General features: G+C 53.6%; 22 protein-coding genes. 17 read left to right on the forward strand and 5 right to left on the reverse strand.

What is annotated here, in order from left to right:
* Window positions 1-239: 239 nt before the first annotated feature.
* Window positions 240-551 (reverse strand): RNA-binding protein, encoded by a 312-nt coding sequence (locus R2940_05090; protein MEZ4599146.1) that lies wholly within the window; start codon window positions 549-551, stop codon window positions 240-242.
* Between the two features lie 165 nt (window positions 552-716).
* On the opposite strand from R2940_05090, the gene R2940_05095 reads away from it, so the two are divergent.
* From R2940_05095 to R2940_05105, 3 genes are all read left to right on the forward strand, one after another.
* Window positions 717-1,274 (forward strand): YaeQ family protein, encoded by a 558-nt coding sequence (locus tag R2940_05095; GenBank protein MEZ4599147.1) that lies wholly within the window; start codon window positions 717-719, stop codon window positions 1,272-1,274.
* A gap of 33 nt (window positions 1,275-1,307) precedes the next feature.
* Window positions 1,308-1,670, forward strand: coding sequence for a translation initiation factor Sui1 (locus R2940_05100; GenBank protein ID MEZ4599148.1), 363 nt, complete (start codon window positions 1,308-1,310; stop codon window positions 1,668-1,670).
* A 261-nt stretch (window positions 1,671-1,931) separates the two neighbouring features.
* Entirely contained in the window at window positions 1,932-5,393 is a 3,462-nt protein-coding gene (locus R2940_05105) for a hypothetical protein (GenBank protein MEZ4599149.1), read from the forward strand.
* A gap of 292 nt (window positions 5,394-5,685) precedes the next feature.
* Here the strand turns inward: R2940_05105 and R2940_05110 are convergent, their stop codons facing one another.
* Window positions 5,686-5,871 (reverse strand): hypothetical protein, encoded by a 186-nt coding sequence (locus R2940_05110; protein MEZ4599150.1) that lies wholly within the window; start codon window positions 5,869-5,871, stop codon window positions 5,686-5,688.
* A 717-nt stretch (window positions 5,872-6,588) separates the two neighbouring features.
* Here R2940_05110 and R2940_05115 point away from each other — a divergent pair.
* Both R2940_05115 and R2940_05120 read left to right on the forward strand, forming a co-directional pair.
* A complete protein-coding gene (locus R2940_05115) occupies window positions 6,589-10,005 on the forward strand; it encodes an LD-carboxypeptidase (protein MEZ4599151.1) in 3,417 nt (1,138 codons plus the stop codon).
* 279 nt (window positions 10,006-10,284) lie between these two features.
* Window positions 10,285-11,298 carry an ATP-grasp domain-containing protein gene (locus R2940_05120; protein ID MEZ4599152.1) on the forward strand — a complete coding sequence of 338 codons (1,014 nt, stop codon included), beginning with the start codon at window positions 10,285-10,287 and terminating at the stop codon, window positions 11,296-11,298.
* Here R2940_05120 and R2940_05125 read toward each other — a convergent pair.
* On the reverse strand, window positions 11,288-11,560 hold the full coding sequence (locus tag R2940_05125) for a hypothetical protein (GenBank protein ID MEZ4599153.1): 273 nt from the start codon (window positions 11,558-11,560) through the stop codon (window positions 11,288-11,290). The two genes, R2940_05120 and R2940_05125, sit on opposite strands and share 11 nt — an antisense overlap.
* Here R2940_05125 and R2940_05130 point away from each other — a divergent pair, their 5' ends adjacent.
* The 6 genes from R2940_05130 to gloA all read left to right on the forward strand — a co-directional run bounded on the left by R2940_05130 (window position 11,561) and on the right by gloA (window position 15,752).
* The gene (locus R2940_05130; GenBank protein ID MEZ4599154.1) at window positions 11,561-12,274 is read left to right on the forward strand and encodes a hypothetical protein; all 714 of its coding nucleotides are present in this window, start codon (window positions 11,561-11,563) and stop codon (window positions 12,272-12,274) included.
* Between the two features lie 26 nt (window positions 12,275-12,300).
* Window positions 12,301-12,840 carry a GNAT family N-acetyltransferase gene (locus R2940_05135; protein MEZ4599155.1) on the forward strand — a complete coding sequence of 180 codons (540 nt, stop codon included), beginning with the start codon at window positions 12,301-12,303 and terminating at the stop codon, window positions 12,838-12,840.
* On the forward strand, window positions 12,837-13,631 hold the full coding sequence (locus tag R2940_05140; protein ID MEZ4599156.1) for an N-formylglutamate amidohydrolase: 795 nt from the start codon (window positions 12,837-12,839) through the stop codon (window positions 13,629-13,631). Before R2940_05135 ends, R2940_05140 begins: the two co-directional genes overlap by 4 nt.
* Before the next feature lie 180 nt (window positions 13,632-13,811).
* Window positions 13,812-14,084, forward strand: a complete 273-nt coding sequence (locus R2940_05145; GenBank protein MEZ4599157.1) for a hypothetical protein — start codon at window positions 13,812-13,814, stop codon at window positions 14,082-14,084.
* 458 nt (window positions 14,085-14,542) lie between these two features.
* On the forward strand, window positions 14,543-15,316 hold the full coding sequence (locus R2940_05150; protein ID MEZ4599158.1) for a DUF4197 domain-containing protein: 774 nt from the start codon (window positions 14,543-14,545) through the stop codon (window positions 15,314-15,316).
* A 31-nt stretch (window positions 15,317-15,347) separates the two neighbouring features.
* Window positions 15,348-15,752, forward strand: a complete 405-nt coding sequence (gene gloA / locus R2940_05155) for a lactoylglutathione lyase (protein ID MEZ4599159.1) — start codon at window positions 15,348-15,350, stop codon at window positions 15,750-15,752.
* Here gloA and R2940_05160 read toward each other — a convergent pair.
* Window positions 15,749-16,492 carry a DUF72 domain-containing protein gene (locus R2940_05160; GenBank protein MEZ4599160.1) on the reverse strand — a complete coding sequence of 248 codons (744 nt, stop codon included), beginning with the start codon at window positions 16,490-16,492 and terminating at the stop codon, window positions 15,749-15,751. The two genes, gloA and R2940_05160, sit on opposite strands and share 4 nt — an antisense overlap.
* A gap of 239 nt (window positions 16,493-16,731) precedes the next feature.
* The gene (locus R2940_05165) at window positions 16,732-17,247 is read right to left on the reverse strand and encodes a hypothetical protein (GenBank protein MEZ4599161.1); all 516 of its coding nucleotides are present in this window, start codon (window positions 17,245-17,247) and stop codon (window positions 16,732-16,734) included.
* A 503-nt stretch (window positions 17,248-17,750) separates the two neighbouring features.
* Here R2940_05165 and R2940_05170 point away from each other — a divergent pair.
* The 6 genes from R2940_05170 to R2940_05195 all read left to right on the forward strand — a co-directional run bounded on the left by R2940_05170 (window position 17,751) and on the right by R2940_05195 (window position 25,282).
* Complete coding sequence (locus R2940_05170; protein ID MEZ4599162.1) at window positions 17,751-19,913, forward strand: carboxy terminal-processing peptidase; 2,163 nt, start codon at window positions 17,751-17,753, stop codon at window positions 19,911-19,913.
* A 188-nt stretch (window positions 19,914-20,101) separates the two neighbouring features.
* Window positions 20,102-20,647 carry a hypothetical protein gene (locus R2940_05175; protein MEZ4599163.1) on the forward strand — a complete coding sequence of 182 codons (546 nt, stop codon included), beginning with the start codon at window positions 20,102-20,104 and terminating at the stop codon, window positions 20,645-20,647.
* 47 nt (window positions 20,648-20,694) lie between these two features.
* The gene (locus R2940_05180) at window positions 20,695-21,366 is read left to right on the forward strand and encodes a MotA/TolQ/ExbB proton channel family protein (protein MEZ4599164.1); all 672 of its coding nucleotides are present in this window, start codon (window positions 20,695-20,697) and stop codon (window positions 21,364-21,366) included.
* A gap of 15 nt (window positions 21,367-21,381) precedes the next feature.
* A complete protein-coding gene (locus tag R2940_05185; GenBank protein MEZ4599165.1) occupies window positions 21,382-21,849 on the forward strand; it encodes a hypothetical protein in 468 nt (155 codons plus the stop codon).
* A gap of 5 nt (window positions 21,850-21,854) precedes the next feature.
* On the forward strand, window positions 21,855-23,216 hold the full coding sequence (locus R2940_05190; GenBank protein ID MEZ4599166.1) for a hypothetical protein: 1,362 nt from the start codon (window positions 21,855-21,857) through the stop codon (window positions 23,214-23,216).
* A gap of 8 nt (window positions 23,217-23,224) precedes the next feature.
* Window positions 23,225-25,282 (forward strand): hypothetical protein, encoded by a 2,058-nt coding sequence (locus R2940_05195; protein MEZ4599167.1) that lies wholly within the window; start codon window positions 23,225-23,227, stop codon window positions 25,280-25,282.
* Window positions 25,283-25,286 lie beyond the last annotated feature (4 nt).

Raw genomic sequence — 25,286 nt, forward strand, 5'->3', positions numbered from 1 at the left:
TTCCAGTTACTACGAGGAAAACCATCAGGCCGGCGCTCGAATTCCCTCCCGCCGACAAAGTCACCCGGGAAATAATCTGACCACAAATGCAAAGGCGCTGTGGGCGGCATGATTTGTCAGAATTTGCAGAGGCTTTTACCATGGCCGGTTTCGAAATCGAGCATTCGAAGGTCGTGTATCGGGGCTACAGCGACCTTGGTATTGGCAGCTTGAAGAACGCAGGTCATAGGGCAGAAGAACTATCGCCTTGAACGTCTTTTGCGAGGGTGGTCGGCCCGGTCAGCACCTTTCTTTTCGGGGGCATTGCGGTCTCGGGCTTCCGTCACTACGATAACCCGGTCGATCAGACGGGTTCCATCCAGGTCGATGCGCGCCCTCCTGGCTTCCGCCTCGGTGGACATCTTTACGTACCCGGCCCCGACAAACTGTCCACTTTTGGCATCCTTGACCAGATGGACATACGTCACTTTGCCCATCAGGGAAAAAAGTTTGCGCAAATCCTCTTCAGTGGCCTGAAGGGAGAGGTTTTTCACATACAGATCCTTACTCATATCGCTCCTGTTTGTTCCTTTCCTGGATGCATGCCCCTCATGGGACAACCATACTAACAGTCCCTGAATCCGGAATCCAGGCTTCTTCTCGTAAATCGGGCGTGATCATGGTATTTTCCCCAAAAGATTTCAGTACCGGTTCCGATCTCTCTCCAAGGATACCCCATGGCCCTGACTGCCACCATCTTTAAGGCAAACCTGCAGATTTCCGACCTCGATCGCTCGTATTATGGCGAACATCAACTGACGCTTGCGCGCCATCCCTCCGAGACCGACGAGCGGATGATGGTCCGATTGCTCGCCTTTGCCCTGCATGCCGACGAGGAGCTGAGTTTCACCAAGGGATTGTGTGTCGACGACGAGCCGGATCTCTGGCAGAAGAGTTTGTCCGGTGAGATCGAACTCTGGATCGATGTCGGCCTGCCCGACGAGCGGCGGATGCGCAAGGCCTGCAGTCGTGCCGCCCGGGTCTGTCTCTACGCTTACGGCGGTCGTGCCGCCGAGCAGTGGTGGCAGCGGAACGTTGACAAGCTGCAGCGCTTCGCCAACCTGCGGGTGGTCGAGGTTCCCGAAGAGCAGAGCAGGGTGCTGGCGGCTTTTGCACAGCGCAACATGCAGCTGCAGTGCACGATTCAGGATGGCGAGGTCTGGGTAAATTGCGGCGAGCAGACCCTCGTCTGCCCGCTGCTGATTCGGAAGCCGGGGATAAGGCAGGCGAGATAGGATCGGGGATCACATATGGGGGAGGGAAGACCGATGGCACTGAAAAAGAACACCGGAGGGCTGGTTTATTCCAGCGAGCACGGGAGGATGTGTCCTGGCTGCAGCCGGCCGGTCAAGGAGTGCGCCTGCGTCAAGAATCAGCAGCAGCCGCCCGCGGACGGGGTGGTGCGGGTGTCCCGTCAAACCAAGGGGCGCAAGGGAAAGGGCGTAACCCTGATCACCGGCGTTCCTCTCGACGAAGCGGGCCTCAAGGCCCTGGCCACCCGTCTCAAGCAGCGGTGCGGCTCCGGCGGCACGGTCAAGGACGGGATCATCGAGATCCAGGGGGACCACTGCGATCTGCTGGTGGAGGAGCTCAAGAAGCAGGGTTGGACGGTCAAGCGGGCCGGGGGATGAATTAAAAGGTGGTCGAGCCAAAGGCTATCAGGCGGAGTTGCTCAATTTTCTGCTCTTCAGTCTGATAAGGTGGTTGGTTTTTTGCAGCTGCCGCAGGAATCCAATCATGCGGATCATCATAGGGATTCCCGCACTGAAGATTATATTTCAAGGTCAAGGAAATTGTTGTGGACAATGGGCTTTAAGTTTAACATTCAGCCATGAAAAGTTCTGAGGCTTGCAGTTTGTGGTGCTTGTTTTGATGGGAGGGGAACGGCTGAGATGGCGGCTTCGGTTGCATTTGATTATGTGGAATATGGGTTTGTGGCGCGTTATGTGGCTGAAGGCACCTTTTACCTCGACGTGGGTAATGCGTTTTTGCCGGGGGTGATCGATCACCATCATGTACGAAATCATCCGGTATGCAAATCAGCCACCCGAATGATTTATGAACTCCTGTCCGGCTCTGAACAGAAGGAACTTTGGCCTGGGAGTCTGTTAACCCGGGCGCGCATCGAGAAGTATCGTGGTGGCGACCGCCCCGTGCGCATTTTTTTGCACCAGAATCCGGATTTCGATGCCCTGGTATCCGCATTTTTCCTCCATTCCTACCTTCTGGGGAAATCCCTTCCTGAAAATGACCGGCTGCAGGGAATTGTCGACCTTGCCGACCAGGCGGACAGCGGGAATTTCTCCGGTGAGGTTTTCGAACAGCCCAATTGGTATTTTGCACTCGAAGTGCTGCTTGCCGATGTGCAGGAGAAAGGCGTCGTATCGGTACACGGGCAGGCGGAGACCTTGCGGGAGGTGTTTTTTGCCCGTTTTGGGGAGTTCATCGATTCGGGGCAATCGGGAGACGAATTTTTTGCTGTTACCGGGCTTGGCGAGCAGATCAACGCTTTTATGGCCCGGGTGGAATCCATGGAAAAGCAGGCCGGGGAACTGCTGTCCACCTCGTTCCCGGTTTTTGAATTGGACGAGAAGGGGAAGGGCAGAATCGTCCCGCGAAGGGTTTTCTGGATTGAATGGACCGAGAATCTGGGAGCCGTGTTCAACCTGTATAAGGCCCGGTTCCGGGAAAAAGGCGGTCCGATCTGGGTGTTGCATGACCCGAACGGTTGCAGCGGACGAGGCAAGCTGACCTTTTCCCTGGAGAGCGAGGAATCCTACAGTCTTTTTGGATACGGCTGGGCACTGGAACAATTGGAAACGGAACGGCGAATGGAGGTCGACGATTCCCGTTACCCCTTGCGTCTGGGGCCCCCTCGTCCCGGGTATGCCGGGTTTGATCCCTGGTATGACGGCCGTGGCCATACCTACACGATTGTGGATTCGCCCAATTGCGGAACCGTTTTGCTTGGGCGGGAGGGCAGGGCGGGTTTGGAAAAGGACCTTGCCTTTGACAATGCCCGCTGGTCGCGCTATCGAGTGGATGCCCTGCTCGATATTCTCAGGCGCATGGGACAATCCTATTCCGCCGAGGTTGTTAAAAGTGCCGATAAAGATTTGAATGAGGAATTGAAAACCCGCTGGGAATATGAGTTGAAGGGCTTGTCCCCTGTGGTCGCGGCATTGATCGACGATGTTGCGACTGTGCCGACATTGCGCGGACGCCTCACGGAGGGACTGGTCGGCTTTTCCCTGATGATCGGGCAGGATGAGTTTGTTTCGACCTGGCTCGAACAAGCCGGCGCCGCAACCTTTTCCAACGAACTACTTTCACCTGAAGAGCGGGGTGTGGCCGGTGAAATCTTTCTGACCTGCTCCAGCTATCGGTTGCTGCAGCTTGCGGGCGACCTCACCGCAGAACCTTCCTGCCTTCCGATGGAATATCTCACCGATCCGCGCAGGGAACTGTATCAGGCCCTGACCAACCTCGCTCCTTCACTGAAACAAACTCCCCCCAGCGAACCTTCTTTCGTTCGAATTTGTGAATACGTCGAGCTCCTGCGTCAGCTCAAGGCCGATCGAGCCGATCAGGATCGGTGCCTGTGGCATCAAGGTTTGCCCGGCCTTTTCAAAATGCGGGAGTCCGAATTGATGGCGATGGTCGGGGTCGACAACCCGATGCTTCAGAGTATCCGAAGCGCCAGGCAAAAAATTTCCTTTCTTCTGGGGATCTACGACCTGGCCCTGACCGCGGGCATGGGTGATCCGGAGAGGTTGAATGCACTGCGGCAGGAAGCGCACCTGGACGCTTCGGCCAAGGAGTTTCTGGAGGTACTGATCGCCTTTTACGAGCAGGTACTCAGACTTGGCGAAACAATGGATCGGCACGAACCTCATTGCCGGGAGTGTCGAAGAGGTATACGGCCTCTGTTGAACTCAGGAGCCTTGAAATCTGGTTGGTCACACGGGTCGGTGGACTTGACGAAACGACTGAACGAGGTCCGCCTGGTCCTGCATTCAGTCCGGGAAGCCATCAAACATGAGCGGGCCGTTTCCACCGTCTTCGAAAGAGCCAGAAGTGCTCTCAGCGGGTTTGCGGAACAAGGGGCGAGCGGCACGACACCTTTTTCCTTAAGCCTGATCGCTCCGGGTATCACAGACTGTTTGAATTTTTTGCAGTCGCTTCGAAGGTTGGAGGATGAAATTTTAGAGCTCCTGGAAAATGGTGACGAGGGGCAGATCGAGTCGAAGGCCCAGGAACTGCTGTTGTCCATCTCCCTGGAAGAAGCCTACGACCGACCGAATACCGATCTGCAAGAGAAACTGCAGGTCCTGTACCCGTCAGGCAGTTCGGGCCATGCCATTAAAAATCCTATTTTGGAGTCTCTCCTCCAAGGCCGACGATCCCTGAAAAGGCAAAGGAAAAGCGCCTCTCCGGCCGATAAAAATTATACCTCCTCCACCTGTCTGCGCGCCATGCACTTGAGCGGACAGGAATTGCTGCTGGACTTGCCCTATTCCTTCAAAAAAGCGAGCCTCGGCAAGCTGATCAGAAATCTGCAGAAAAAAATGAGCTTGAAAGGCTCGTCCGACCTCATCGACGTTTCGTTCGGCAGAAGTCTGACGCGTTCATCGATATTCCGAAAATTGTTCCTGCCGGCAACCTTCCCTTTTTCTCCCGCGGGTTCTGCATCCTTCATGTTTTATTTCTGGTTGCTTTTTGCCATGGGGTTTATTGCGGCCACAGCCACGGCGGAAAAGGGCGGATTTGTCTGGTTTACGGCAGGGCTGAGTTTTTATCTCATGATGTTGACGGTCCGATTTCTCAAACCCGGCTGGGGGACAAAAGACCGTTTATTGGATGAGAAGCTCGAAAGAGAACTGCTGTTCGGACAAATCATGCCCAGGTTCCTGGTGCCCATGGCATTGTGTCTGAGTCCCTTTATCATGTCTGCGGAATTGGGGGCTTTCCTCTATGTTCAGGTCAGATCCATCGAACGCTTTCTATTCCTTATAGCCATCTTCGGCGGGCTTTCTCTCTTTGCCCTGGCCAAATGCTGCCATTCTGAAAACAAGGGGAACATCTGGCGGGGCTTTGCGACCTTGTGGGGACAGTCGCTGATATTGGCCTATCTGATTCCCATTTTTCTGCAGAATTTCCCTCTGCTCTTCGATGTCGAGACTCACAGGGAAGCCATTCAGGCCATACTGACTGCGGACATTGCAGGCATACCGAGGATGGTGGAGCTTTTCTCCTACGGGGATGTTGTTATTTACGCTTTCCCGGTGGCATCAGTTCTGTTTTCTTTTCTCTGTCTGTTTGTGGCGATATTCCTTGAGGAACTCGGGAAGTAAAGATTTTTCGTTCAAGGCATTATAGGAAAGCCTGGAGCATTTAATGGGACAGAACCGGAACATTGCAAACATCGATATAGCTGCCCTGGAAAATTCAATCCAGACACACTACCCGACGATCATTGCCCGCTCTTATGAACGCTTCCTGCTGGAACCGGACCCTTCAAAAGCGCTGATGCTTCTGGTTCAGGGAGTCTATCAAAACATCCTCAGGCACCTGGCACTGCTCTCCCTTTCAGAATATTGCGAACAAAGTTGCTCCAAACCGTCTTTGAATGAAATCATTTTGCAGTTACAGCGCCCCCAGTATGGTCATTGGGAAAAATTTCTGCGGGCGACCTGCGACCATTTCAAAGACGATAGGCCCAGGATGATTGAAGAACTTGTTGATATCTTCGATAATCGCAAGCATCCGGGATTGAAAGTGGGTCTGCTTCTGAGCAACCTCACCAATCTGAAAAACAAGAGGATAAGCCATGGGGTCGGTTTGCCTTCTTCGGAGGAATCAGCAAGACTGGTGGAAACATATCGGCCCCAGCTGGCAGCCTGGCTCGATGAACTCGAATGGCTCTGTAAATACCCCTTATTCGCCAGATCCCCCGAGGGATTGCTTTTGCGGCTTGAGGGCTGCAATCCGTCCGCGCAACCTTCCTCGGACTTTGGCAGAAACCTCGAAGCCTTCTTCTGGAACGGACAGGCCGTTCTTCCCGCTTTCCCTTTTTACCTCAATCTGTGGGAGGCCGGAGACGGATCCAGTTCAAATCTTTTTCTTTTTAACGGGGCCTCCCAGAAGCGGGTTCAATATCTGAGCCACGCGACTTGCCATGAGGAGAAGTCGGACCGCATTGTCGGAGCCTTGCGAGAGAAGTTGACCCAAAAAGCTCTGCAGCTGCGGGAGCTTTGTTCAGAGCTGACATGCGAAAACATTCTTGAAGAATCACAGGCTCATACCCGAAAAATTCTGGACGATCTCACCCAAAAAGGCCGTTTCAACCCCAAAGTCTACGTGGCCCGGGAAGCTGTTGAATCGGCTTTCCATTACTGGCTCGAAAGCAGGGACCATGAGGTGGAGGGTGCCAAGCCCGGTTTGATCTTAAGCGGAGAGGCGGGCAGCGGCAAATCCATGTCACTCTATTTTGCCGCACAACGCATGCTGGACCGTCCCCATCCGACGCTTCTGCTGCAGGCCAGGGAGTTGGGCGGTCCGGCTATCCAGGATCTGGAAACGGAAATACGCCATGCCTGCAGGCGACCTGAAGCGCTTGAAACGGTCCTGGCTGCCCTGCAGGGAGAAGGCCTGATTTTATACGTTCTCATAGATGCCATTGAGGAAGGCTGTTCTCCGGGCGAGTTGCTGCAAAGCGCTTTTTTATTGCTGGCCCGCTACGCGGACAGGGGGCTGCGGATTGCAATGACGGTGAGGGATGTCGCCTTCGATTACCTGACACGGTCTCCGCACGTTGCAAGGGTTTTGGAGAGCATTCGCAAACACCTTTCGCATTTTGAAACAGAAGAATGTGGCAAAAGAATCTCCCGCCCTTATTTTCTTCTACCAAGAGTCAACGAGGAGGAACTCAATACATTTCTGGAGTTATATTTTTCAGAATATAACATTTGCTCAGGTAAGATCAGTAAAAATTCAAAACAAATTTTGATGAATCCACTATTGCTGCGAATGGTTTGCGAATCCTATTCAGGTCAGCATATTCCTCAAAATATAACTGCTCACAAAATTTTTAATGAATATATTAAGGTAAAGCTCGTCAATCCTATTACAAATAAATTCGATAAAGAATCGATAAGGCTGTTGCAGCGTCTTGTACAGCTTTTATTTGATAAAAAGATAACCCAAATTGACGAAGACTTACTGTACGACGATAATTATTTCGGGAAATTCATACGTGATAATGACTTGAATTCACCTTTTAACCGATTGCTTGACCAGGCAATACTTGTTCGGATTGTAGAAGATAATGATTCGCCCTTCTCACCAATCTCAGTCAGGGTTAATTTCGATCGCCTCCTTGAGGTTTTGGCGCTTGATATTTTTGAGAAGAAAGGATTGCATGCCCTTTTGGCGGAGATTGGGAAAAAACCTGTGTTCGGACCTTTGGTCGGAGTCCTGACGCTTTGGTTGCTAAAGGCTGGCGAGTCACTTGATACTCTTCCCTTTTCCCTGGTTGCCGAGAATCTATTCGATGACGACGTCAGCCGGGCGACCCTTCGGGCTCTTGAAGAAATTTCCTTCACTGATTTCCCTTTCGTTGTTCGTGTGGTTGAAATTTTGGGCGATACGGCAAGTCCTGCAGCACTGGAATGCGCGCTGAAATTGACAAGGTTATGCTCCCATTCCGGTCGCTGGCAGATGAGTACGGAAATTCTGAGAGTCATACGAAAAACCAAAGGGAGCAAGAGCAGGGATTGCAAATTCATCATTCAGAAGATCGAGCTTGTCAATGCAAACGACCTCTTCAAGATGGGGAAGAACCGAGAAGCTCTGGCCGTGTTCCATGAACTGATCGATAGTCCCGATGCCTCCATCCAGGCGGAAGCTCTTCAAGGGGAAATACTGGTCTATGATTCCTACGATCAAACAGCTTATTTCGAGGCTTCGGAAAAATGTCTGGCTCTGGCCGATGAGATCGGAAACCCGGATCTGAGGGCCTTTGCTTTATGGAGTCTCGGCGGCTACTACGAATACAAAAATCAATATGAGGAAGCGCTCGCCTTCTACCAGCGGATCCTCGAAATGGAGTCTTTAGGCGAGAAGGGACAAGTTCTTGGGATGCGGCCTTACATCGACGATCTGGCTCCGGTTTATACCTGGATCGGGAGGGCGCTTCAAGGAATTCCGCGAAGGGCTGCCGAGGCGGAAACTTTTTTCCGCAAAGCGCTCGAGATGGATCAAAAGGCCGGAAGGCTGTATAGAATCTCTGTCGGTTGGAACAACCTGGCCAGCTTTTTCTTTCAGGTCGCGGGGGACACCTCTTCTGCCCTTCAGTACTCGGACAAAGAGCTGTCGCAGGAACTTCTGTTTCCCAATGATCCGGAATGGGCCTGCTCTTACTATATCCGCAGCTGCATCATGATGATGCTCGGAAACTGGGATGAGGCGGGGGCCAGTGCCGCAAAATCGGTCCATATCAGCGATGGTTTTCGGTTGGCCGGGGAGGGGCATCAGAATTATCTGGGTTATGGATATTTTTCCTGCTTTTGTGTTGCACTGGGAAAGGGCGACACGGTTGGAGCAAAAAGCATGCTGGACGATCTGTCAAGTCTCGATAGAGATGCAGAAACCGATCCGGAGCTCGATTTAATGGTAAAAACCGCTGATTTCGCACTTTCCTGCATTGAAGGCAGACTCCCAGGCAGGAAATGCCTTGATGATCTTCTAGAGCAATATCGTGCGCATAATCTTGTTATTCCTGGGTGTAACCATGTGGGCCTGGTTCTGCTGGCAATCGATCGAACCAAAAGGTCCTTGGGTCATCCCGGCTTCTTCGAAACGCTATACGGGGTTGCCATGGAAATCGGCAACCGATTCTGGATGGAGTTCACCTCTGGGAGGCGTTTCAACCTGCCCGACAAAGCATGCGTGACTGCCACAACGGCACAATCTGGAGAAAAAGAGGTTATCATGAGGTCTTCAATGAAGAGCCAGGGATTTATCAAGCCTCCCGGGTTGAGACCGGGGGATCGTATTGCCGTCATCGCCCCTTCTTCCCCGGTCGATACCGTTCAGATTCGAGCAGGTCTGGAAATAATGCGAGAGAAGGCCCTGGAACCGGTTCTGGGAAGAAACTTGAGGTTCGTTCGATCGAGAGGACTTTACGCAGCACCGTTGAAGGATCGCATACAGGAATGCATCGAAGCCTTCGCCGACCCCTCCATTTCGGCAATCATTGTCGGTACCGGAGGATTCGGCAGTTCTCAATTGTTGCCCCACCTGCCCTACGACAGGATTCGAAGAGAACCCAAAATATTGATGGGGTTCAGTGACGTGACCGCCCTCAACGCCGGACTGTTGACCAAGGCCGGTTTGATCAGCTTCAACGGGCCCTCCGCCTCGATTCGGCAGGACACGGAAGGAAATGCGCGTGCCGACGGATTGGCCCTGAGAGATGCCCTCGACCTGTTGATGTGTGGCAAACCATGGAAGGAAAGGCCTTTTTTGAGGAACAAGATGCTACCGCGTTGTGTTTTTCCCGGATGTGCAGAAGGCCCGGCGATAGGCGGTAATCTCACCACTCTGGCGTGCCTGATGGGCACCCCTTTTTTCCCGGATCCCTCCGGCGCCATTCTTTTTCTCGAAGATATTCACGAGGGCGGGTACGAAATGGCCCGCACACTCAACCATCTTCGTCTGGGAGGCATACTGGATCAAATCAGCGGAGTGGTCCTTGGGGAATTCGCCAAGGCTCCCGACCATGTAGATCCGGGTGACCCTTCCATCGAGGAGGTCATCTTCGAATTCTTTTCGGAAGGGCCCCCCTGTGTTTACGGCTATAATTTCAGCCACGGAGACACCGGCGCCGTTCTTCCGGTCGGCGGGATGGTCCGGTTGGATGCCGAGGCCTGCCAGGTTGAATTCGATTCCCCAATACTGCTTTAATTATAGAAGCGCGGCTGATAATTTTCCTGTTCTTCTTGCAGAATTCGTTCACCCTGAATCCCTTCTGTTTCAGACCTGATTCAGCGATCCGGCTTCGCATCAAGTGCGCCGATTTCGCAAAAAACATCGAGGAAACAACCTTTTTCAAATCCCATCGTCCCCCTCCAAATGCATATTGCCACCGTTCAGCAGTTGAGCTATAGTTCATCGACTTTCACCCTGTCCGGGGGAATGAAAAGCCGTTTCGACATACTCCAACAATCTAATAAGAGGACACAAATGCTGGTTGGTATCACTTACGATCTTCGCGAAGATTATCTGGCTGAGGGCTACAGCGAAGAGGAAACGGCAGAGTTCGATCGGATAGACACGATCGATGCCATCGAAGACGTGCTCAGGAATCTTGGCTGCGAGACCGTTCGTCTCGGCAACATAAGGAGCCTGACCAGGCGTTTGGCGATGGGTGAACGCTGGGATCTGGTCTTCAATATAGCCGAGGGGTTGAATGGCTTCGGCCGCGAAGCGGCTGTTCCGGCATTGCTGGAGGCCTATGGCATTCCTTATACCTTTTCGGATCCCCTGGTAAATTCCTTGACTCTGCACAAGGAGATGACCAAGCGGGTCGTCCGGCAATTGGGTTTCCCCACAGCTGATTTCGCTGTGGCTCAATCTTCGGCAGATCTGAAAATGGTCGATCTGCCTTTTCCTCTTTTTTTGAAACCTGTTGCCGAGGGGACAGGGAAGGGGATCACCGCCGCATCAAAGGTGGTGGATTCCGAAAGCTTGCAGACTGTGGGGGAGCGGCTCCTGCAGCTATTCAAGCAGCCGGTGCTGGTGGAAACCTTTTTGCCCGGACGGGAGGTCACCGTCGGTATCATAGGTAGCGGGGATCGCACCGAGGCGATCGGAGTGGTAGAGATCATTTTGCGGGATAATGCGGAAAACGAAGTCTACTCCTATGTCAACAAGGAACGATGCGAACTGCTGGTTGAATACCGTCCAGTGAACGATGAGCTGGCCAGGTCCGCGAGCACTCTTGCCGTCGAGATCTGGAAAAAGCTTGGTTGCAGAGACGCCGGCCGGATAGATTTCAGAGCCGATGCCGACGGCATACCGAATTTTCTGGAAGTCAACCCGCTTGCCGGTCTCAACCCGGAGCATTCGGACTTGCCCATTATCTGTACGGCTCAGGAAATCCCCTATGCCACCTTGATCCGCCGGATCATGGAGGAGGCCTGCCTTCGGGCCGGACTGAACGCCCCCTGGCAGGCGGTCCGGGCACTCAGGGTATGATCAGATGAAGGTCGCCGTTCTTCATGATGGTATTGCATCCGAGAGTTCCCCGGACCAGCAGGATATTCTGGCTCAGATCGAGACCGTAGGCGGTTCTCTGCAACGCCTTGGTCACCAGGTCCTTCCAGTGGAGTTTTCCTTCCGCCTGCCTCAGGTCATGAACAGCCTCAGCACCTTTTCTCCTGATGTTGTCTTCAATCTGGTCGAGTCGGTCGGGGGAAACGGACAGCTGATACACCTGGCCCCAGCGGTACTGGATCATATGAGAATTCCTTACACGGGATGTCCCCTTGGGGCAATTTTCCTCTCTACTGACAAAATCCTGGCGAAACGGCTGCTGTTCAATGCCGGGCTTCCGACCCCCAACTGGTGGACTCCCGAAGAAGGGCCGGCTGAGGCCGGCGATTCGTTTTTTATCGTGAAGTCGCTCTGGGAAGACGCATCCATTGGAATCGATGATAACTCGGTGGTCTTTGGTTTAGACTCTGCGCGAGAGAAAATCCGGGAAAAAGAAACCAGCTTTGGGGGCAAGTGGTTTGCCGAAGCTTACATAGAGGGCCGCGAATTCAATGTTTCGATCGTTGAAGAGCCCACAGGGCCCCGCGTTCTCCCCCTGGCTGAAATTCGGTTTCTCGATTTTCCGGAAGGAAAACCCAAAATGGTGGGTTACAGGGCGAAATGGGAGGAGGAATCCTTCGAGTATTTAAATACACCAAGGACCTTCAGTTTTCCTCAGGAGGACGAGCCCCTGTTAAAATCCTTGTCGAAACAGGCTTTGGCGGCGTGGAAAATTTTTGGATTCCGGGGATATGGTCGCGTCGATTTCCGGGTAGGACTCGACGGTTCTCTTTACATTCTTGAGCTCAATTGCAATCCCTGTCTCTCTCCCGATTCCGGGTTCATGGCTGCCTGCCTGCAGGATGGAATGGCCATCGAAGATACGGTTTCGTTAATTCTGGCCGCCGTAAGACGTTAAATTTTCCGATATTCCTCGAGGGCAATATGCAAACAGTGCAATCCCAGGATTTTTCCAAGGACGAACCCTCTTTCCGGCAAAACTTGAAGGTATCCGATTGCCTGGAAATAAGAAAAGTGACGGAGTCGACCGGTTTTTTCTACCAGGAGGAAGTGGATATCGCTGTTGAACTGGTCGAGGAACGGCTGGCAAAAGGCGAGAGGAGCGGTTACAACTTCTGGATAGCGGAACTGGATGGCTGCGTGGTCGGCTATACCTGTTTCGGACCGATCGCCTGCACCCGGTCAAGTTTCGACCTCTTCTGGATAGTGGTGCGTGGAAACGTTCGCGGGAAGGGTTTGGGCAGAAAGCTGCTTCGCCTCAGTGAGGAGACGGTAAGAAAAATGGGAGGAACCAGGCTCTACATAGAAACCTCTTCCCGTGAACTTTATGAACCGACGCGCCAATTCTACCTTGGAAACGATTATCAGGAAGAAGCCCGCTTGAAAAATTTCTATGCACCGGGTGACGACAAGGTCATCTACGTCAAGGATCTTTCCAAGGAAGAACGGCTATCGGAAAAATGACCGGACTCGAGCAGCATGTCATGGTATCCATTCCTCACTCGGGTCTTTTGTGCCCGAGTGAGATTTCGATTGAGGATCTTTCGGAACATCAACAGACCCTGGCAGTCAACAATGTGGACTGGCATACGGATTCACTCTATGATTTTCAGGATTTGTTAAACAACCAACAGATCAAATTTCCTCTCAGTCAAGTTTATATAAATGTCAATCGTCACCCGGACATGTTGGACGAGGCCGTTCCGCTTGCTTTGGACGATTTTCCCATCTATCGGTCCGGCCGTGAGCCGTCGGAAAGCCATCGCAGGTTCCTTCTTTCAAAATATCACTTCGGATACCATCAAAGTCTTGCGGCACAGAAGAAAATTTTCGTTTTCGACGGCCATTCGACCGTGACTGGCCATACCGATGCGTCAGGCGATCCAGTCGATGCCGATATCATCGTAAGCGATTTCCAGGCCAGCGCTTTTGACCCTCCTGGCGGAATCCGTACTGCCCCCGAAGGGTTTTTGGAAACTTATTGTGACGAGCTGGAAAAGAGGTTCCATGGAACAGGGATCAGGATAGCCCGGAACACCACCTACACTTCAACTTACGGTCACGTGATGGCGGCACACGGATGGGACGGCCAAGGCCCGCGTGGGAGAAAGGCTCCCCTTCTGCTTCAGGAAACGAATGAGCATTTGTACATTCGAAATGGTATCCCCGATATCTATCATTTAGAGGAAATCCGACGCATTTTTGCCCAATCTTTGGTCGTAATGCTCACACGCATGAAAAGCGATCTGATTTAAAGTCCTAAAAAAAATCTGCGTTTTGAAAGCCAGGGGTCGACACGAACAACTGAAATCCTGTTGATACTTAAAATTTACTTTGCTTATAGAAAATTGAAAATTTTCTGCTACTCTACTGATGCCGTTGCTATTTCAGGGCAGCAGAATGATGGACTTACAGCCTATCAGTGAGGTGAATAAATGTATTATCTCAGTCTTGACGTCACTCCCCGTTACAGGAATTCCGGATGCCAAAAAGAGAAAAAATCCCTGGCGCATGTTCTTCTTAAAGCCAAAGACTGTGTGAAGGCGGCAAGAAAAGCGATCAACTATTTAGAGCGGCGACAGTGGGAGGTTCAGGGGTTCCGTCAGTATCCGACTTTGATATGTTCTGAAGAAGATAATTGCAAAATTGCCGGAGCTTTTACTATGACCTTGGATGAAGGTATCTCGTTTTACCTCTCTGAAGGATAAATAGGGATCCAGTTGGTGTTCAACCAATTTTCGGGTGGACTCTAATCGCAGGATATTTTAAGTTGTCTTATAACCTCGTTGATGGCTCTCGAGGTTATTTTTATGGGCTTTTTGCATAAAGGGCATTGGAGGATTCCGTGCAGGGAAACCTGGACAGAGGGATAGGAGTTGGGCTGCAGGCATTCTGGGCAGAAGACGTCAACCCTGATCATAAGCACTCTCCAATAAAAGTTTCGGACCTTTTAGCAGAAACCAATTTTCCAGTCAATCAAAAATACGCTATGTTCGGCGGGTTTCCTCCCGGCCGTTACATTCCCCGATTTAGAATTCGTAAAGCCCTAACCTTTCCGTGTTAGGGCTTTTTTCGGGTTTTGTTCAAAACTGGTTAGGACCCGAGCAGGAGCCACCAAAGCAAAAACCGGAAGGCCTGGAAAAAGTGTGCCTCAAAGGAGGATTCAGTGAATTCGAGTGAACAAAATTCGATTTGTAAATGGAAAACATTCTGTCTTCCGACCCTTCTGGTTGTCGCTCTGATCCTCTGCGGCTGTACCGAGACCGACTGGCAGCAGATGAACCAGGTCTTCAGTCAGATCAATAACGGGAATCAAGGCGGCAGCACTCTATCCCTCAGTGAAATCGACGCCGGCCTCAGGGAGGCCTTGCGGATCGGGACCGAGAGGGTGGTTGGGCAACTGGGACAAAAGGATGGTTTCAACACCGATCCGGCTATCCGCATCCCGCTTCCCGACAAGCTGGCCGCTGTTCAGACCACTTTCGGCAAATTCGGCCTGGAAGGTCTTTTCGACGATCTCGAACTGCGCCTGAATCGAGCGGCGGAGGCGGCCACCCCGAAGGCCAAGGCACTTTTCTGGGAGGCTGTGCGGGAGATGACCATGCAGGATGTTCAAGCCATTTTCAAAGGTCCCGAAGATGCCGCCACACGCTATTTTGAGCGCAAAATGAGCCCCGAACTTGCGACCGCCATGCGTCCCGTCGTCGACGAGAGTCTCAACCAGGTCGGTGCGGTGCGGGTCTACAACCAGACAGTCGCTCAGGTGAAGGCCATTCCCTATGCTCCGGAGATAAAAACCGACCTGACCGGCTACGTGGTTGACAAGGGGATGGCCGGGATCTTCCATTACCTGGCGCAGGAAGAGGCCGCCATCCGCAAAAACCCCGCCAAGCGGACCACTGAACTGTTGAAGCGGGTTTTCGGGGCGACCGGTCGTTGAGGTCGTGCAGCCGACACCAAAGGAGTGTGACATGTCCGACCAGACTGAATTTCATATCCGGCACACCATGATCAGGGTTCTCGACCTGGATCGCAGCCTTGACTTCTATACCCGGGTCCTCGGCATGAAACTGCTTCGAAAGAACGATTATCCTGCCGGCGAATTCACCTTGGCTTTCGTGGGCTACGGCGATGAGAAATCGCAGTCGGTGATCGAACTGACCCATAACTGGGGACGCAAAGAGCCTTACACGCTGGGAGACGGATTTGGCCACATCGCCATCGGTGCCAGGGACATCTATGGATTGTGCGACAAGCTGAAGGAGGCCGGCGGAAAAGTGGTGCGGGAGCCGGGACCGATGAAGCATGGCACGACCCACATTGCCTTTGTGGAAGACCCGGATGGATACAAGATCGAGTTGATCCAGGTGGGTTAATCCATTCGGCGACCGATCATCGATTTCAAGGTCAGGGCGTTGCGCACAGCATGTCCATCCACGTCGTTGTTGAAATAGACGAAGATGCTTCGCCCCTCTTTTCGCCAGACGAGAATACGCTGCGCCTGTGCCTCCAGGACCTGATCCGAATAGCTGCCGGAGTACTGAGCTTCAGCAGGACCGTGAAAGCGCAGGTAGACGGGATCTGCGGTCACCCAGTCGGGGCACTCGCCGATGGAGCGGTGGTCGTGGATGCAGAAGGCGATTCCGTACCGTTCCAGGAGTTTGCGGATGGGCTCCGCGTGCCAGCTGTCATTGCGGAATTCGAAAACCTTGACGAGGTCTTTCGGCAGGGCCCGCAGGAAGTTTTCCAGACGATCCGGATCGGCCTTCCAGCGGGGTGGAAGCTGAAAAAGGATCGGACCGAGACTTTCGGCGGCCAGAGCGGCCCGCTCGAGAAACTTGTCCAGGGAGGACTCGGGGTCCAGGAGCCGTTTGATATGGGTGATGTAGCGGCTGGCCTTGAAGGTGTAGAGAAAGTTTTTTGGCGCCACCTCCCGCCAGTGTTCGAAAGTTTCCGGGCTGGGGAGACGATAAAAGGTATTGTTGATCTCGACCGTATCGAAGTCGCGGGTGTAATAGCCGAACCAGTCCCCTTGGGGGATTTCCTTCGGATAGTAGGTCCCTTTCCAGTGCTTGTAGACCCATCCTGATGTGCCGATACGGATTTCCCTGCCCAATGGTCTTCTCCCTGTACCAGATCCGGAATATTTCAGGGATTGAAATTTCTCGCTGTCCGGGTCACTCCATGCCCGTCCATAAAATATACAGCACGTACAGCGGGTTGAAACGCCGGCGAGAAACCTGAGGAAGGTCGCGCCCCTGAATTGGTGGATTCTTGGGTCCAGGGTTCAAAGAAAAGGGCGGTGCCGTTCACTGGAGACGACACCGCCATTCTCAAGCCCGGTTTTGAAATCCGTCAATCGTCATGCCGACCACGTCGGTGGCTATGATCCCGGTGCCGTTTATGGTCGTCATCGTATTTCCGGTCATCGCGAGGACCTCTGCGGTAATGCCTGTAGTCGATATCGCGGATCCTCACAATGTCCCGATATTTTCTATGGGCCAGGCCCGGGGGAAGATGCCTGGGCGGAAGCGAGTGCCAGGGGCCGTGGATGCTTGGAGCCGCCAGCCAGCCGCGGCGGTGGTACTGGTAATAATTGCCCCCGAACCAGAACATGTCGCAAGGACCGCCGACGGCGACATGAACTCCAAGACCGGGAGAGGGCCAAAAATAAGGCTCAGGTGCCATCACGACAGGCGGAGGGGCGACAACGACGGGTGGCTGGGTGATGATCACGGGCGGTTGAGACACGACCACAGGCGGTGGGTACGGAGTTCCGATCTGGATGCCCAGATCGACATTGAACCTGTCGGCGTGAGCAGCAGAGGCAGCCAGAAGGATCGGAAAAACCAGGAAAAGCGTTTTTTTCATCGTCGTTGTCCTCTTTCAAGTGAGATGGTTATTGCATCCTGAAGAATAAGTTCTTTCGGCCGGTAGGACGCATCTCCGCTTGAAAAGGTTTACCGTCGTGAAAAAAATCGGATTGACTGTTAAATGCCCGAAGCCGGTGACGTGAAAAGGCGAAAAACGATCCCATATTTCTTCAAAATTCTTGCATGATGACCAAACATCAATCTGAATTTGCAATGTCGGACAAACATCCGGGATTTTTCCCCTCATACGGGTGAAAGGCGGCCCCTTTTATGCATTGGAACAGTGTCCCAAAAAAGTTCACGCGGGGCCTGGTGGTGGGGGCTAGAAGATCCAACGGAATAGGGATCGGACTCATTTTTCTTTTCTGGTTAAGCATTTTTACCGATTCTGCCCCTTTTCCATACCTCCGGTGTTGAGTATAATAGCCTCAGTTTTCCCCGCTTCTAATCTTTCAGGTGATCTCACATCAGTCAGGTGATAATTTGAGAGGAATAATTTTCTTGATCCGTTATTTCACAACCAGTGTCATTCTGCTGCTCGTTTTCATCCTTGGCTCGAGTTCCGCCCAGGTTTCCAGAAACTTTCTCGATTTCCAGACCAAACGGGAGCATCTGCTGGCATACCTGGTCCGCCAGCAACTGGCCGCAAATCATTTCAGCCACAAGGAGTTCGATGACTCGCTTTCGCGGGCGGCCTTCACTCTCTATGTCAAACAGCTGGATTCGCAGAAGCGCTTCCTGCTGGCGGAAGACGTGCGGGCTCTGGAAAAGTATGCCCGTCTGATCGATGATGAAATGATCAGCGGGTATATCGAGTTCCCGCGCGCCTCAAAAAAGCTGCTGGAACGCAGGGTCGGCGAAGTCCAGAAGATGTTTCTTGAAATCATGGACAAGGGTTTTGATTTTTCCCAGCAGGAGGATCTGGAAACCGACCCCGAAAAGCTGGTTTATTGCCGCAATCAGGACGAGCTTTATGAGCGTTGGCGGAAGATCCTGAAATACCAGGTACTGTGGCGGTATCTGGATCTGCAGGAGGCAGCCCAAAAGAAGCCGATGCCGGAAAAACGTACTGTCGAGTCGACCAAGGCATTGCCGGCCGGGCAGATCGACAAGCAACTACTCGAGGAGGCCACGGAAAAGATACGGGTGTCCACCCGCCAGCTTTTCGATCGACTGCTGACAGTGGGGGAGCAGGACTATCTCGATCGTTATTTCGATGCGGTCTGTCGTGCTTTCGATCCCCATACCAACTATCTTCCTCCCGAAGAGAACGAGGATTTCCAGATCAGTATGAAGGGATCCCTGGAGGGGATCGGTGCCACCCTGCGTGAGGAGGACGGTTTCATCAAGGTGGTTTCCATCGTCCCGGGAAGCCCGGCCTTCCGGGAAGGGCAACTCCATGCCGAGGACATCATTTTGAAGGTGGCCGAAGGGGATGCCGAGCCGGTTGACGTCACCGATGCCCGGCTGCGGGATGCGGTCAGGCTTATACGGGGTAAAAAGGGAACCAGCGTCAAGTTGACCGTGCGCAGGCCGGAAGGTACCGAACTGGTGATTGCCATCATCCGCGATGTGGTCCAGATCGAGGAGACTTTTGTCAAGGCGACTGTGATGGAACCGGTCGACGGACAAAAGGGGCGTTTCGGCTATCTGAAGATACCGACCTTCTATCGAGATTTCAGCGAGGAGGGGCAGGAGGACGGGGTGCGCAATTCCACGGATGATACCCGCAAAGCCCTGCAGGAGCTGGCCCGGCAGAAAATCGATGGTATTGTGGTTGACCTGCGTAACAACGGCGGCGGATCGCTGGTGGATGCGGTCCAGATCGCAGGGCTGTTCATACCCCAGGGACCCATCGTCCAGGTAAAGAACAGCAACGGCGAACTGGATATCCTGCGGGATAAGGATTCAGCCGTTTACTACGACGGCCCTGTGGTTGTGCTGGTCAACCGGTTCAGTGCTTCCGCTTCTGAAATTTTGGCGGGTGCCCTGCAGGATTACCGGCGGGCCGTGGTGCTTGGCAGTGAGCGAACCCATGGCAAAGGGACTGTGCAGACCATCATCAACCTGAATCGTGCCCTTACCGGAGGAGAACTCGAGCGGTACAAGCCGTTGGGGGCGATGAAAATTACCATCCAGAAGTTCTATCGGATCAGCGGCCAGTCCACCCAGATGGAAGGGGTGGTGCCGGATATCGTTCTTCCCGATCCTTTGGGCTATCTGAAGAGTGGGGAGCGTTACGCCGAATACGCCCTGGCCTGGGACTCGGTTTCCAGGGCAGAGTACAAACCCTGGTCACTGCATCCTGAAGTTGTCGAATCCCTGCGGGCCCACAGCAGAAAACGCCTTTCGGCCGATCCTCGTTATCTGCGTATCGCCGAGCAGGCCAGCCACAATGAAAACCGGAGCCAGAAGAGCCGCTATCCGCTTGTTCCCGACGGGCTCAGACGGGAATTGGACGAACTGAAGGCCCTGAGGGAGGAGGCCGCCGTCGAGCCGGAGGATTCCGAGGGCAAAGCTGCTGATCCGGCCTCCTGGAAGAAGGATCTCGTCGACGATTTCACGGTCACCGAGGCCGTGAGGATCCTCGGAGATCTGCTCGATTTCGAAAAGGAGTTGATACAACCCAGACAGGAGGTGGCAGGGACGGTATCCCCGTCCTGATCACCCCTGACATTCATAAAAAAAGGTCCTTCGGCATAGCCTGAAGGACCTTTTTTTATTACCAAATCGGCGAGCTGAAAGGTTGTTAACCAAAAACCGGTTGCTATACTAATCAAGATTGTGTAGTGAGCTTTTATAGGCTGGATTTGCTGTATGGGATTTTTCATTTGAATCAAGGAGTATTTGGAATGAAGATGTATACCTTGGGATTGATTTTTCTGAGCGTGCTGTTTATGTTGCTCGCCGGATGTTGCGGCTGCAACCGCTCCAATTGGCCCGCCTCGCCTGAATTGGGGCATATGGACCTTGACCAGAAACAGGTTTACATGGACAACGTCCGGCAGAACCTGACAGTTTTCCAGGCATCCTTCGACGACATCGAACGGCAAACACCGGAAATCTCCCCCGACGACCAACCGATCTGCGATGAGAATCAGTATTCCTGCGAAGTTTACAGGTATGTGGAAACCTACGCTATGCCCATCATCAGCGACGAAACCGCCCGGACCAATCTCCAGACCCGCCGCGAAGTCGCCCAGATCAACCTGCTGAGTGCCTACGCCCTCTATCAGGCCCAACAGTTCGGCCGTGCCAAATCTCTGGTCAAAATGTTCGAAAAACAGTATGGGGAAGATCCGTCGATCCTCAATTCACCGGTCGATTCCAACGAACTCGGTTTTTCCACATTCGGCGAAGGTTTACGGCTTTTGAAAAGAAAGCTCATCGCAGGCTGACCAATTGATCGGGAATTAGAAACGTCATTCATTGAGAGGTTCATCATATGCCGGCACAGGACAATATCTTCAACAAGATGGCCGATGGAATCATCACCGGACTGACCTATCTGATCAACGGCTATTCCGGTTTGCTGCAGCTGACCGTATATTTCATCATGGCCTGCGTCTTCGCCTTTGCCTTGATGAAGGCTTATCAATCCTTTCGTGCTCTGTCCCATTTCAATTTTCAGAACCTGAAAAACCGGGACGGGCTCAACAATCTTCCCGCCAGCCTGAAAACCCCCCTGGCCGTTATTTCAGCCTCGTTCTTTCACAAGGCCAAGCAGCACTATCTCGATGAAAAGGAAAAAGAGCGGAATTCTGACAAGGTCGTTCCGCCGGATGCCTTCATTCGGGATGCCGCCTATCAATTCAGCGAGCGGTATTTTGAAGAGAAGTTCATGGAACCGATCAGTATGATGGCCAACCTCATGCCCCCCATGGGTTTCATCGGCACCATCATCGGCATGGTCGTTCATTTTCTTTCCAACAGCGGCACCCTCAACAGCGAGCTGACGGTGGCCGGAATCGCGACGGCTCTCTATACCACGTTTATCGGCCTGGTCTGTTTTACCTTCCTGGAATTCCTGAAGAAAATTTTTTACAGTCTCGCCTACAAACGTATTGATGAAGGTCTCGCCGCGGTCGCCGACCTGGGCGAAACGGCAAACACTTGAAATTCAGGATTCAGGATGAAGAAAAAATCCAATAACTCATGGCTTTTCTCCTTTACCGACCTGGCTTTTCTGCTGCTGATCAGCCTCAGTGTCATCCCCAGTGCCGACAGTATCAATATCCGTTTCGCGGAAATGAATGTGCCTGTCGTGCCGGACAGCACCCAACTGGCTCCCATGCAGCATTTGAGAGAGGTCTGGGAGCTTCAGGTCTATCCGGTTACCGATGAACACCCGGTTCCCTACCGGATCATCCGCGGGGGAGTGGGCAACCGGCCCGATGCGGCGGGAGCAATGCTGCTTTCGGCAGAAGAACTGATCCCGGCCCTGGAGTCTTTGAAACAACGAAACATTCAACCCCTGCTGCTGCCGGAAAAAACCTCCTTGAGCCAGGATTTTCTGTTTGCGGCCGGTGCCCTGGGCAGGGTCTGGTCAACCTCCGGGGGGCATACCGTGGTTCAGCCTGATCTGGCCGAAAAGGAATAGGGGACATGGAGCTGTGGAATAAAAGTCCCTACGGATGGGGCGGATTCCGGATTCCGATGCCCAGATCCGCCACGGATATCTATGCCGACCGGCGCAGGAACAGGGGGATCCACAAGGGGATGGAACGGCGGCGGGATCTGTTCGTCAAACCCTTCCCGCTGATGCTGTCCGATTTTCTGAGAAACGATCTCCCGCTGCCAAAAACTTCTGCCGCCGTCTCTTTTGGCCTGGGTATGGTTGTGCTTCTCTCCCTGGCCGGGTTGCTCGTGCCCCCGCTGGAGGATGAAGTCCCTGCCAGAGTGGAGATCACCGCCCGGCTTTTCGAAGAACAGCTCACCCCGCCGAAGATTGCTCAGCCGGTGCCGCGGGATGTCCCGCCTGCGGTTGCCAAAACTCTTCCCCCGAAGCCGGTACAGGCCCCTATCCCTCCCCCGGAGGCCGTTGCTCCTGCTCTTACCAAAGAGCCGCCACCGGTTCCGGCGCCTCCGGTGAGGATCGTGGAGCGTGTTTATCCACGACCGGAGCCTGCCATCAAGGCACCGGCCAGGATGCGGAACTATGAGCCGGAACCCGCCAGAGTCGCGGCGTTGCCGGAAAACCGTTCTTTTCAAAAGATGAAAACGGCCTCGCAGAGCCAGCCGGTGAAAGCCGGTTTGCCGAAAAAAGATTATACCTTCGGAGAATCTTCGGGAAGAGCAGGCCTGCCCGCTGCAACGAACCAGCGATCGTCTTTTGCGGCTGGAACGACGGTCAATCTGCCAGCGACGTCCGGGCTTGTTTCCGATTATGGCCGTCCGGTCAGCCAGGGGGATAGCGCAGCGCCCCTGACCGGCCGCTCCTTTGCCCCCGACCGTTCTTCTGATCAGGTCAGCCTGCGCGGGTCCTCAGGACCCGGTGCCGGTTACCGGCAGCCGGTGAACGGAAGCCCCGATTTGTCCCGAATACCGGCCACCGGCGAGGGAGTCGGCGGGCTGGGTGGGCGCGCGACATCCACCGTCGATATTCCCGGCCTCGGGCAGAGGAAAACTGTATCCGGCGGTGACCTCAAACAGAATCTACCGGCCTCCGCCGGACTTCCGAACAGCAAGATTGCCCTGGGCGGCGCCGGAGACCTCGACCCCAACCTGTTCGTCAGCCTCAATCAGCTGAAGGCCTGCATCGATCAGAGCAGGGAGGATCAACTGCGCACCCAGCTGGCGACGATGCTGGAAACGAAGGGGCAGTGTCGAAGCGGAAATATGATCTTCAAGTTCGATTTTCCGGAAACAGGTTATACAATTCAGGTCGGTATTTACAATCCCACTGACTTTTCCGACAAATGCGCGGCTTTGACTGCAGCCATAGAATGTGTCCACCATTCCAAGTGAGGAAATCCATGAAATGTAACCGGATCCTGTTTGCACTGTATCTACTGTTCCTTGCGCCTTCCCTGGCATTGGCCTCGGAAATCTCCTTATCCCAATGGGACTCACTGCTCGACGTCAGCTACCGTTTCACCTGGTATCCGCAGAGCGATCTGCAATCGCTGCTGGAGGAAAAAGGGCGGGAATACGGAATGAGCCTCGAGGATTACCGGGAGGCCGTGCAAAATGAGCTCGGTATTGCGACCGGCACAGGTGGGCGGCTCGATGCGGCTTCAATGACCGGCGGAAAGGCGTGGAAGAAGTATTTTCTCCTTTCCCAGGCGGAGTATGTGCTCTTCCTCAATTCCGGGAACAGTGTGCACCTGGATAACGCCCGCGTGGCCCTGTCGACTCTCGAAGCCAGGGAGCAGCTGGATGTTTCCTTCTGGTCTCACTTTTTCCAAACCCACTCGGCCCTGGAACAGAACGATCGCCAGGCTTTCATGAGGGGTGTGTTCGATGTCTGGCAGAACGATATTCTCAAGCTCGAAGTCGATGATCTGCGCCTGCAGGGCGACCTCGGAAAGGCGGGTTTCATTAAAAGCCTCCCGTATCTGTATGAAAACCTCGCTCACCTGATCATTACCCGTGCCATTATCGAAAAGGAGATGAGCAATCTGGCGCCGTTGGGAGCCATCATTCTGGCCCTGAAAGGCAAACTGACCGTGGAAAACGGCTATCGCACCGTCGTCGAAGCCGTTGCTGAAAGGATGAGCGGCATCAACTCGGATAACCATAATCTGAATTTTGCCGTCGCCTTTCTCGAGGCGACCGCCAGCCGCAACACCTTTGAGGAGGAAAAAGATCCGGCCAGGCTCGTGGACCGGTTCAATCGGGCCGAAAAATTCTATCGGCTGGCACTGACCTGGGCGAACACCAAAAAAGGCAGGGCCGCGGTACTGCCGCAATACCTGGGCTTCCTGAACTATGTGACCCGCCGTCTGTCCGACCCTCAAGATCCGCTGACCGGTGAAAGCTTTTTTGCCGCCATCCCGGGAACGGCCGACCACTACCTGGATCAGGCCATTGCCCTTTACGACGATCTGGCCGGGCCGAAGGTTCAGGAGGAGGGGATCGCCTCCGCCGGTTTCAGGCAGTCAGACAATTATCTGGCGGCCATGCACAAGCTTTGGGATGCCTCGGCCAAGCTGGCGATCATGCTCGGCACCTATTACAAGGGACAAGCGGTTGGCCAGAGGCGAACGGCCGGTTTCCCTGCGGAAACTCCGCTTCTCAAGTATTGCGCTCTTTTCGACAGGCATGCCAGGACCAATCAGGACATCGTGCCCGACAACGCTTTTTTCCTGGTCGCTTTTGCCGCCGGAGAACTGGCCGGAATCTATCGGGAACAGGGCGAATTCAGCACCGATTCCCGGGCCGGCGATCTATTTTTCGGCTATCAGCTGCAGGCTGTCGAAATCTTCCCCATGGATATCCTGGGAATTCTGCAACTGGCCTATCAGTCCAGCCTCGATGGGAAAATCGAAGGCTATTTTTCATACACCAGTCCGATTGCCCAACGGCTCAGGGGAAGCGAACCGGTGCGGCGCTGGCGTGCCTCGAATCAGACCGAATATGACCGCCTCGTGGCGGCAGTGCCCTCCACGGTTCCCCAGATCATGGACAATGCCTACCCCCTGATCAACTTTATCCAGGACACGGGAGGGTCCGAGGACGGAATGTACCGCAAGACCCTGGCCATGAACCAGGTGCTGTTCGTCACCGCCAAGGAAAAAAACAGCCAAATCGCGGAAAAACTTTTGCGGGCAGTTGGTTCCGCCGATTTTTCCGACGGCACCATTGTGCTTGACGATGGTCTCAGGTCCCAGATCCCCTTGCAGGTGGCCGATCATGTCCAGCAAGCTCTGTCCGAGTCCCCCGTCTATCACTTTGGCAAGCTGAAAAACGAACTCTATGCTTCGCTGACAAGTCCGGTTCACAGCCTGTTGCGGGAGCTTTTCTATGAAATCCCCTACGGGCAGCACCAGTATCCGAAAATTCTTCAAAAATACGGTCATGCAGCCAGATAGAGCA

Source organism: Syntrophotaleaceae bacterium (assembly GCA_041390365.1).
Lineage (GTDB): Bacteria > Desulfobacterota > Desulfuromonadia > Desulfuromonadales > Syntrophotaleaceae > JAWKQB01.

What these genes read in the sequence shown, in the direction of transcription:
- R2940_05100 (MEZ4599148.1), top strand. Translation starts at nt 1,308, where the DNA reads ATGGCACTGAAAAAGAACACCGGAGGGCTGGTTTATTCCAGCGAGCAC.
- R2940_05130 (MEZ4599154.1), top strand. Translation starts at nt 11,561, where the DNA reads ATGAGAATTCCTTACACGGGATGTCCCCTTGGGGCAATTTTCCTCTCT.
- R2940_05140 (MEZ4599156.1), top strand. Translation starts at nt 12,837, where the DNA reads ATGACCGGACTCGAGCAGCATGTCATGGTATCCATTCCTCACTCGGGT.
- R2940_05095 (MEZ4599147.1), top strand. Translation starts at nt 717, where the DNA reads ATGGCCCTGACTGCCACCATCTTTAAGGCAAACCTGCAGATTTCCGAC.
- R2940_05110 (MEZ4599150.1), bottom strand. Translation starts at nt 5,871, where the DNA reads ATGGCTTATCCTCTTGTTTTTCAGATTGGTGAGGTTGCTCAGAAGCAG.
- gloA (MEZ4599159.1), top strand. Translation starts at nt 15,348, where the DNA reads ATGTCCGACCAGACTGAATTTCATATCCGGCACACCATGATCAGGGTT.
- R2940_05165 (MEZ4599161.1), bottom strand. Translation starts at nt 17,247, where the DNA reads ATGAAAAAAACGCTTTTCCTGGTTTTTCCGATCCTTCTGGCTGCCTCT.
- R2940_05090 (MEZ4599146.1), bottom strand. Translation starts at nt 551, where the DNA reads ATGAGTAAGGATCTGTATGTGAAAAACCTCTCCCTTCAGGCCACTGAA.
- R2940_05180 (MEZ4599164.1), top strand. Translation starts at nt 20,695, where the DNA reads ATGCCGGCACAGGACAATATCTTCAACAAGATGGCCGATGGAATCATC.
- R2940_05145 (MEZ4599157.1), top strand. Translation starts at nt 13,812, where the DNA reads ATGTATTATCTCAGTCTTGACGTCACTCCCCGTTACAGGAATTCCGGA.
- R2940_05125 (MEZ4599153.1), bottom strand. Translation starts at nt 11,560, where the DNA reads ATGATCCAGTACCGCTGGGGCCAGGTGTATCAGCTGTCCGTTTCCCCC.
- R2940_05105 (MEZ4599149.1), top strand. Translation starts at nt 1,932, where the DNA reads ATGGCGGCTTCGGTTGCATTTGATTATGTGGAATATGGGTTTGTGGCG.
- R2940_05135 (MEZ4599155.1), top strand. Translation starts at nt 12,301, where the DNA reads ATGCAAACAGTGCAATCCCAGGATTTTTCCAAGGACGAACCCTCTTTC.
- R2940_05190 (MEZ4599166.1), top strand. Translation starts at nt 21,855, where the DNA reads ATGGAGCTGTGGAATAAAAGTCCCTACGGATGGGGCGGATTCCGGATT.
- R2940_05175 (MEZ4599163.1), top strand. Translation starts at nt 20,102, where the DNA reads ATGAAGATGTATACCTTGGGATTGATTTTTCTGAGCGTGCTGTTTATG.
- R2940_05185 (MEZ4599165.1), top strand. Translation starts at nt 21,382, where the DNA reads ATGAAGAAAAAATCCAATAACTCATGGCTTTTCTCCTTTACCGACCTG.
- R2940_05120 (MEZ4599152.1), top strand. Translation starts at nt 10,285, where the DNA reads ATGCTGGTTGGTATCACTTACGATCTTCGCGAAGATTATCTGGCTGAG.
- R2940_05195 (MEZ4599167.1), top strand. Translation starts at nt 23,225, where the DNA reads ATGAAATGTAACCGGATCCTGTTTGCACTGTATCTACTGTTCCTTGCG.